The sequence below is a fragment of the Pseudomonas sp. Sample_11 genome, from assembly GCF_004307505.1.
GTDB classification, from domain to species: domain Bacteria; phylum Pseudomonadota; class Gammaproteobacteria; order Pseudomonadales; family Pseudomonadaceae; genus Aquipseudomonas; species Aquipseudomonas atacamensis.
The window spans coordinates 232,077-239,380 of record NZ_RCOD01000027.1 but is presented as its reverse complement, the minus strand read 5'-3'; the positions used below and the strand labels follow the sequence as shown (position 1 = coordinate 239,380).

8 protein-coding genes are annotated in these 7,304 nt (G+C 60.7%); 4 read left to right on the top strand and 4 right to left on the bottom strand.

Features of this window, described 5'->3' with window-relative positions:
* Nucleotides 1-462: 462 nt before the first annotated feature.
* Both D8U60_RS06725 and gloB read right to left on the bottom strand, forming a co-directional pair.
* A complete protein-coding gene (locus tag D8U60_RS06725) occupies nucleotides 463-1,926 on the bottom strand; it encodes a transglycosylase SLT domain-containing protein (protein WP_122610190.1) in 1,464 nt (487 codons plus the stop codon).
* Between the two features lie 99 nt (nucleotides 1,927-2,025).
* Entirely contained in the window at nucleotides 2,026-2,793 is a 768-nt protein-coding gene (gene gloB / locus D8U60_RS06720; RefSeq protein ID WP_130899776.1) for a hydroxyacylglutathione hydrolase, read from the bottom strand.
* A gap of 66 nt (nucleotides 2,794-2,859) precedes the next feature.
* Between gloB and D8U60_RS06715 the strand changes: the two genes are divergently transcribed.
* The 4 genes from D8U60_RS06715 (at nucleotide 2,860) to D8U60_RS06700 (ending at nucleotide 6,067) form a co-directional block, all read left to right on the top strand.
* Nucleotides 2,860-3,618, top strand: coding sequence for a methyltransferase domain-containing protein (locus D8U60_RS06715; RefSeq protein WP_041480625.1), 759 nt, complete (start codon nucleotides 2,860-2,862; stop codon nucleotides 3,616-3,618).
* A gap of 90 nt (nucleotides 3,619-3,708) precedes the next feature.
* The gene (gene rnhA / locus D8U60_RS06710) at nucleotides 3,709-4,179 is read left to right on the top strand and encodes a ribonuclease HI (protein WP_007910572.1); all 471 of its coding nucleotides are present in this window, start codon (nucleotides 3,709-3,711) and stop codon (nucleotides 4,177-4,179) included.
* Nucleotides 4,180-4,394: 215 nt separating this feature from the next.
* A complete protein-coding gene (gene dnaQ / locus D8U60_RS06705; protein WP_024012494.1) occupies nucleotides 4,395-5,153 on the top strand; it encodes a DNA polymerase III subunit epsilon in 759 nt (252 codons plus the stop codon).
* Nucleotides 5,154-5,452: 299 nt separating this feature from the next.
* Entirely contained in the window at nucleotides 5,453-6,067 is a 615-nt protein-coding gene (locus tag D8U60_RS06700; RefSeq protein WP_016774208.1) for a GNAT family N-acetyltransferase, read from the top strand.
* Here the strand turns inward: D8U60_RS06700 and D8U60_RS06695 are convergent.
* Nucleotides 6,033-6,926: a LysR family transcriptional regulator gene (locus tag D8U60_RS06695; RefSeq protein WP_122700080.1), complete on the bottom strand. Its 894-nt coding sequence runs from the start codon at nucleotides 6,924-6,926 to the stop codon at nucleotides 6,033-6,035. The genes D8U60_RS06700 and D8U60_RS06695 overlap by 35 nt on opposite strands.
* Before the next feature lie 85 nt (nucleotides 6,927-7,011).
* Nucleotides 7,012-7,242 (bottom strand): hypothetical protein, encoded by a 231-nt coding sequence (locus D8U60_RS06690; RefSeq protein ID WP_071171849.1) that lies wholly within the window; start codon nucleotides 7,240-7,242, stop codon nucleotides 7,012-7,014.
* Nucleotides 7,243-7,304 lie beyond the last annotated feature (62 nt).

Genomic DNA, 7,304 nt, shown 5'->3' with positions numbered 1-7,304 from the left:
AGTCGAAGTGGGTAAATCTGGCCGGGTACTTGAGCGTGCCGAACTGCGCATAACCGTGACTTTCGGTAATCGTCGCGCTTGCGGGTGAGCTCAAGGCCAGGCTGATCAGGAGCAGGGAGAGGGCACGCTTCAAGTCAGATCCGATCCAGCGGCTTGGGCTTTGTGGGCCGTACAGTAACAGCTTGTCTGGACAGGAAAAAGATGCGGGTTAATGCCGGGTTAATCGCTACACGATGTTGAGCTGATTTGTTTCTGTGGTGAGGGGATTCATCTGTGGCGAGGAGGATTTATCTGTGGCGAGGGGATTTATCCCCGCTGGACTGCGCAGCAGTCCCTTCTTCAAGATGCCGAAAAAACGCGGCCGCTGCGCGCCCCAGCGGGGATAAATCCCCTCGCCACAGTGTTCCCGTCTGGCACAAAGCAATCGGCAATAAAAAGCCCCTGAATTCAGGGGCTCTTCAATCAGTGCGGCTGATAAACCGTAAGCATCTGCCCCGGCTTCAACGCCTTGCCCGCACCCGGGTTCCAGCGCTTGAGATGTTGCATCTCAACGTTGAAGCGCTTCGCCACCACGTACAGAGTGTCGCCACGCTTGACCTTGTACCGGGTCTGCTGCTTGCTCTCTTCCTTGCCTTTGCTCTTGGTATTGGCCGCGACCACAGTGTTGACCCGGCCGGACTTGCGCGCCGGTGCACGCTTGGTGTTGTCCTGCATGACCAGGGTCTGGCCGACCTTGAGGTTCTTGCCGGTCAGCTTGTTCCAGCGCTGCAGATCCTTGACTTCGACCTTGTTGGCCTTGGCGATGGAGCCGAGGTTGTCGCCACGCTTGACCCGATAGGCGCGTTTGAGCTGTGCGACTTCCGACGGATCGGCGCCTTCGAACACCGGTTTCAGCGAGCGCGGGCTGATCAGTTCGTCCGGGCGCATGGTCTGCAGACTGGCGGTCAGCAGTTGCGCCTTGGACGTCGGCACCAGCAAGTGCTGCGGACCATCGATGGTGGTGCGCTGTTTGAACGCCGGGTTGAGCTGGAACAGTTCGTCTTCATCGATGTTCGCCACCGCAGCGACCTTGGACAGGTCCATGCGCTGGTTGATTTCGACGACCTGGAAGTACGGCTCGTTGGCGATCGGGTTGAGGTTGACGCCGTAGGCTTCCGGCGCCAGTACTACTTGCGACAGTGCCAGCAACTTCGGCACATAGGCCTGGGTTTCCGCCGGCAGCGGCAGGTTCCAGTAGTCGGTGGGCAGGCCGAGCTTTTCGTTGCGCTCGATCGCCCGGCTGACGGTGCCTTCACCGGCGTTGTAGGCCGCCAGAGCCAGCAGCCAGTCGCCGTTGAACATGTCGTGCAGGCGAGTCAGGTAATCCATCGCTGCAGTGGTCGAAGCGGTGATGTCGCGACGACCGTCGTAGAAGCGGGTCTGGCGCAGGTTGAAGTAGCGCCCGGTGGACGGAATGAATTGCCACAGGCCCACCGCATCGGCGCGGGAGTAGGCCATTGGGTTGTACGCGCTCTCGATCACTGGCAGCAGGGCCAGTTCCAACGGCATGTTGCGTTCTTCGAGGCGTTCGACGATGTAATGAATGTAGAGGCTGCCGCGTTCGCCGGCATTCTCGAGAAAAGAGGGATTACTGGCGAACCACAGGCGCTGTTGCTCGATGCGCGGATTGACGCCAAGGCCTTCCTGCAACTGGAAGCCCTGGCGCATGCGTTCCCAGATGTCCTGGGGCGCCACGGGAGTGGGCTTCTCGGTCAGCCAGATCGGCTTCTGCTTGGCTCGCGCAGCAATGTTCGGCGTGTGCGTCGCTTCAGTCTGCGGAGCGTGGCTGGAGCAACCCGCCAGCGTGGCGGACACAGCCACCGCGATGGCTTGCGCCAGGCGGGTCAAAGCATCTGAATTGACGGACTTACGTATGGATGACGACATTGGCTGGAAGTAAGTTCCGGGCAAAAATGTCGGGCGATTCTAGAAAGCGCACCCCCTGCGGTCAACCATTGAGAATTTTTGTCCCAGCCGGCGCGGTCGTCAGAACTTGTCTTTCCATGCTCGCAGAGCCGCAAATACCTCGCTCGGCTCCCGGTTTTGAGCGCCTTCCCGTTCGTCCACTTTTTGTGTAACCAATGTTTCAGAAGTGCGTAAAAACGGATTGGTAAGCTTTTCCAGGGCCAAAGTCGACGGCAATGTCATCACGCCGTTCTGCCGTTGCTGCGTGACCTTTTCCAGACGGGCGGCGACTTCCGGATTGCCCGGCTCGACGGCGGCGGCAAATTTCAGATTGCTCAAGGTGTATTCATGGGTGCAGTAGACCAGCGTATCTTCCGGCAAGGCCGCAAGACGGCTGAGCGAGTGGTACATCTGCTCGGGTGTGCCTTCGAACAACCGGCCGCAACCGGCGGCGAACAGGGTGTCGCCGCAGAACAGCAGGCCATGGTGGTAATAGGCGATGTGCCCCAGGGTGTGACCGGGCACCGCATAGACGTCGAAGTTCCAGCCGAGCACGCTGACGCTGTCGTTGTCCTTGAGCGCTATGTCACGCGCCGGAATGCTTTCGCTGGCCGGGCCGTAGACCTTGGCGCCGGTCGCGGCCTTCAGGCGCTCGACGCCGCCGACATGGTCATGGTGATGGTGGGTGATCAGAATATCGCTGAGCACCCAGCCCGGATGGGCCTCGAGCCAAGCCTGCACCGGGGCAGCGTCGCCCGGATCGACCACCGCACAGCGCTGGGTCTGATGATCCTGTAACAACCAGATGTAGTTGTCGGTGAACGCGGGCAGGGCACTGATCTGTATCATCGTCGGAATTCGCCAAGCGGAAAACATTGGCGCATCTTAGTAGTTCCTGGCGCGTTGGAGAATGACATGACCGATAAAGCGTTCGCTCAGGCCGATCCCGACTGGCTGGCATTGATCAGCGCCGCCCGCGAATGGCTGTCGGGGCCGCTCGGGCAATTTCTGCTGGATGAAGAGCGGCGCATGCTCGACGACGAGCTCGGCCGGTTCTTCGGCGGTTATCTTGTGCATTACGGCCCGTCCGCCGAAACCCCGCCGGCCGCGCCGCAAGTGCAGCGTAACGTGCGTCTTGGCGCGCCGTTGCCCGGGGTCGAGATCGTCTGCGAAGAGCAGGCCTGGCCGTTGAGCGAGCACGCCGCCGACGTGGTGGTGATGCAGCATGGCCTGGATTTCTGCCTGTCGCCCCACGGTTTGCTGCGTGAAGCGGCGAGCAGCGTGCGCCCCGGCGGGCATCTGCTGATCATCGGCATCAACCCCTGGAGCACTTGGGGGCTGCGGCATTTCTTCGCCAATGATGCCCTGCGCAAGGCGCGCTGCATCTCCCCGTCGCGGGTCGCCGACTGGCTCAATCTGCTCGGCTTCGCGCTGGAGAAACGCCGCTTCGGGTGCTATCGTCCGCCGCTCGCGTCGCCCAAGTGGCAGAACCGTCTGGCCGGCTGGGAACGCAAGGCCGGTGACTGGCAGCTGTCCGGCGGTGGCTTCTATCTGCTGGTGGCGCGCAAGATCGTGGTGGGGCTGCGGCCATTGCGCCAGGAACGCCGCGAGCCGATGGGCAAGCTGATTCCGCTGCCGATGGCCAAGGTCAACCGCCGCCGCATCGAACCGTAAACCCTCTTTTATTTGTGGCCGGTCTTGTCCCGGCCGCGGTCATTGTCGATCCGTGATTGGCAGGACAGGCATTTTTCTGGAAAGACTGGCATGAGCGAAAGCGTGGAAAGCGTCGACACCGTAGAACTGTTCACCGACGGCGCCTGCAAGGGTAACCCCGGCCCCGGCGGCTGGGGCGCGCTGCTGGTGTGCAAGGGCGTCGAAAAGGAACTGTGGGGCGGCGAGGCCAACACCACCAACAACCGCATGGAGCTGCTCGGCGCGATTCGTGGCCTCGAAGCGCTCAAGCGCCCCTGCGAAGTGCTGCTGGTCACCGACTCGCAATACGTCATGAAAGGCATCAACGAGTGGATGGCCAACTGGAAGAAGCGCGGCTGGAAAACGGCTGCGAAAGAGCCAGTGAAGAATGCCGATCTGTGGAAAGAGCTGGACGAGCAGGTCAATCGCCACAAAGTCACCTGGAAATGGGTGCGCGGGCACATTGGCCATCACGGTAACGAGCGGGCTGACCAACTGGCCAACCGTGGAGTGGATGAAGTTCGCGGTTACAAGCAGAGCTGATTTCGCTTGTGAACCGTGGCGTGGCCGTTCGCGAGCAGGCTCGCTCCCACATTTGCAATGCATTCCCCTGTAGGAGCTGCCGAAGGCTGCGATCTTTTGATCTTGCTGTAAGAAAAATCAAAAGATCGCAGCGTGCCGCAGCTCCTACAGGCTTCATTCCCAGCGTGTTAACATCCGCGCCTTTGCCCGATTGACCCGTTGAGAGCTGAGCACTGATGGCCACCAGATCCGTTGTACTCGATACCGAAACCACCGGCATGCCGGTGACCGATGGTCACCGGATCATTGAAATCGGTTGCGTCGAACTGATCGGTCGGCGCCTGACGGGCCGGCATTTTCACGTTTATCTGCAACCGGATCGCGAGAGCGACGAAGGTGCGATCGGTGTGCACGGCATCACCAACGAATTCCTCGTCGGCAAGCCGCGCTTTGCCGAAGTCGCCGACGAGTTCTTCGAGTTCATCCAGGGCGCACAGCTGATCATCCACAACGCGGCGTTCGACGTTGGCTTCATCAACAACGAATTCGCCTTGATGGGCCAGCACGATCGCGCTGACATCACCCAGCATTGCACGATCCTCGACACCCTGATGATGGCTCGGGAACGTCACCCGGGGCAGCGCAACAGCCTCGATGCGTTGTGCAAGCGTTACGGCGTCGACAACTCCGGCCGTGAACTGCACGGCGCCTTGCTCGACTCGGAAATTCTCGCCGACGTCTACCTGACCATGACCGGCGGCCAGACCAGCCTGTCGCTGGCCGGCAACGCCTCCGATGGCAATGGCACGGGCGAGGGTGCCGACAACTCGGCTACCGAAATCCGCCGCCTGCCGGTCGATCGTCAGCCAGCACGCATCATCCGGGCGACTGAAGAAGAACTGGCGGCGCATCTGGTGCGGCTGGAAATCATCGCCAAATCGGCGGGTGCGCCGGCGTTGTGGACGCAGATTGCCGAGGCTGATGCGCAGGCCTGATAAACCTGAAGATCAAAGATCAAAAGATCGCAGCCTTCGGCGGCTCCTACGGGGATTGCATTCCAAGTTAGAGACACCGAAGGCAGCGATTTTTTGCGTTTGGCGACATGGAGCCAAGTTGCCACTCTCGCCACATTCGTCGCAACCCTCTACCCTGAGTGCACTGGTCAGGTGCAAATCTGCCGCCTCAGGACACTGAGCCTCATGTACAAAGAGTTGAAATTTGCGCTGGCAATCATCCATCGCGACAGCAAGGTCGACACTGTCGGCTGCGTCAAGGAATGAGGACTTTTCCCAGTATGCAACCGGTCATGAATCCGAAATACCCAGGGTTGTCGGTGCGGGTCGCCGACGAAGGTTTTGCGCCGTATATCTGGGGCAGCGACTTCAGTTTCGAGGTGGCCGCCTATGGCGCCGCCGTGATCGGCAAGCCGGTCGAGCAGTGGCCGGTGACGCCAATCGTGCCGTATCGCAAGTGCTACGGTATTGATCCCGAAGAATTCAGCGCCTTTCACAACGCGCCCGACAGTGCGATTTTCATGGCGTACCTGGACGACGAGCCGGTCGGTCACCTGGTGATCAGCACCAACTGGAACGGCTTTGCCCACATCGATGAACTGGCGGTGCATGCCCCGGCCCGTCGCCACGGCGTGGCCAAGGCGTTGCTCGATGTCGCGCAGTTCTGGAGTCGCAAGAAGAAGCTGCCGGGCATCATGCTCGAAACCCAGAACAACAACCTCGGCGCCTGTCGGCTGTATGAGCGCTGCGGTTATGTGATCGGCGGCATCGACCAGTTGCGCTATCGCGGCATCGATCCGCACACCGCCGAAGTCGCATTGTTCTGGTATCGCCTGTTCGATAATCCGCTGGAAAAACCACTCAGCTCGACAACATCGCCTCGGCTTGTTCCGTGACGATGGTCAGCAGTGTCTGAATCGCCGCCGACGGCGTGGCATGTTTGAAGGTCAGGGCGTAGAGGTTGATCGGCACAGCCGGTGAGAGCGGGCAGACGTCAAGCCCACCGGCGCGGGCGCCCAACGCGGTGAAGGGGTCGACGATCGCCAGGCCTTCGCCGGCCTCGACCATGCTGCGCATCATCTGATGGGTCTGCACGCGGGTCTGAATGCTTGGTGCCGGGCGCAAGGCCTGAAGTTTGTTTTCCAGCGCCGGACTCAGCGGATCCTGGCCTTCGAGACCGACCATGGCCTGACCGGCCAGATCTGCCAGGGATATGTATTTCTGTTTCGGTTGCAGCCAGCCGTGCGGAGCGAGCAATTGCAGCTTGCCCTGGGCCAGCGGCTGGCAGTGGATATCGGGGTGTTCGGGATCGTGCAGGCTCAGGCCCAGATCGCTTTCGCGCAGTAACAGGCTGCGGACGATGTCGCGAGTCGGCGCGCTGAGCAGGCTGCACGGTGCGTCCGGCAAGCGCCGACGCAGAGTCGCAAGGCTTTGTGGCAGTAATTGTTGGGCCAGCGGCGGGGTGCCGATGATGCGCAAGGGCGGGGCGAGGTATTGCTTGAGGCTGCTGGCCAGACGCTGCACCGGCTCAAGCGCCTCGTAAACGTGTGCGATTTCCACTTGCAAGGCGCGCGCTTCGGGGGTCGATTGCAGCCGCCCGCGAACGCTGGCGAACAACATGAACCCCAACTGACTCTCGGCTTCGCGCAAACGCTCTTCGACCTCGGTCACCGGCAATTGCAGCCATTCGGCGGCGGTGCCCAGGTGACCGGTCTGCAAGAGCGCCTGAATCACTTCGATGTGGCGTAAACGCATGCGTGAAGTCCATGTTCAGCAGGTGGGGTCAGACGCTGAATCCTACCCCAAGTCCGCTCGCATGACTTCTGCTCATAACGCTGGGTTATTGAGCGACGGTTGGCTCAGGTTCGCGAATCAGGGTAATGCCTGATTGAACCAGGAGAAACTCGCTGTCACTGACCTTGTTGACCCGATCGCCAATGGCGAGTTTGTAAATGGGCTCCGAGCCAGTGGATCCGTCTGCAGACGGGTTCGATTCCTGGAATTCATGCACGGAATAAACGCGGCCTTCCGCATCTCTTGCATGAAACTGACCGACGAGTACTGCTGCCATCTGCTTAGAACCTCTGGAGATAAAACGCTTGATTTGCGGCTTTGTAGACCGTCACCAAGCTC

What these genes read in the sequence shown, in the direction of transcription:
- D8U60_RS06725 (WP_122610190.1), bottom strand. Translation starts at nt 1,926, where the DNA reads ATGTCGTCATCCATACGTAAGTCCGTCAATTCAGATGCTTTGACCCGC.
- gloB (WP_130899776.1), bottom strand. Translation starts at nt 2,793, where the DNA reads ATGATACAGATCAGTGCCCTGCCCGCGTTCACCGACAACTACATCTGG.
- D8U60_RS06715 (WP_041480625.1), top strand. Translation starts at nt 2,860, where the DNA reads ATGACCGATAAAGCGTTCGCTCAGGCCGATCCCGACTGGCTGGCATTG.
- rnhA (WP_007910572.1), top strand. Translation starts at nt 3,709, where the DNA reads ATGAGCGAAAGCGTGGAAAGCGTCGACACCGTAGAACTGTTCACCGAC.
- dnaQ (WP_024012494.1), top strand. Translation starts at nt 4,395, where the DNA reads ATGGCCACCAGATCCGTTGTACTCGATACCGAAACCACCGGCATGCCG.
- D8U60_RS06700 (WP_016774208.1), top strand. Translation starts at nt 5,453, where the DNA reads ATGCAACCGGTCATGAATCCGAAATACCCAGGGTTGTCGGTGCGGGTC.
- D8U60_RS06695 (WP_122700080.1), bottom strand. Translation starts at nt 6,926, where the DNA reads ATGCGTTTACGCCACATCGAAGTGATTCAGGCGCTCTTGCAGACCGGT.
- D8U60_RS06690 (WP_071171849.1), bottom strand. Translation starts at nt 7,242, where the DNA reads ATGGCAGCAGTACTCGTCGGTCAGTTTCATGCAAGAGATGCGGAAGGC.